At 70.1% G+C, this 499-nt stretch carries 1 pseudogene; it reads right to left on the reverse strand.

Features of this window, described 5'->3' with window-relative positions:
* Positions 1–499 (reverse strand): annotated as a pseudogene (locus RBH18_RS43955) (NF041680 family putative transposase); the annotation flags it as partial.

The following is a 499-nucleotide window of genomic DNA, read 5'->3' on the forward strand; positions in this document are numbered from 1 at the left end:
CCATGGTCGGCGGAGGTCGGCGGCCGCGTCGCGGGCGAGGCGCAGTTGGGTGTAGGCGGCGATCACGAGCCAGGTCCAGCGGTCGGCGGCGGCCGGGTCGCGTAGTTTCGCCGTTGTCCAGCCGAGGGTTTGCTTGAGCATGCGGAAGGTGTGCTCGATGTCGAAGCGGCGCAGGAAGGCCTGCCAGCACAGATCGGTCTCGGCGGCGGTGGCCTCGGGTTGTGACCACCACAGCCAGACCGGTTTCGCAGTCGCGCCGGAGGGTAGGCGGTCGACGGTCAGCAGGATCAGGGTGCCCTCGATGATCGGCAGGACGCCGATGTGGGTGGTCCAGGCGGTGCGGTGCGTCAATCGTGGGTGCAGCCGGTTCCAGGAGCGTGCGGTCGCGGCGCCATAAAGCCGGGTGTCGGTGGTGGTGGCGGCGTCTGGTTCACCCCAGCTGGCGGGGTCACCAAAGATGAACTCGCCCCCGTGGCGGGGCTTGCGGCCGCCGTGTGCC

Origin of the sequence: Actinoplanes oryzae, assembly GCF_030757795.1 — a bacterium.
GTDB lineage: Bacteria > Actinomycetota > Actinomycetes > Mycobacteriales > Micromonosporaceae > Actinoplanes.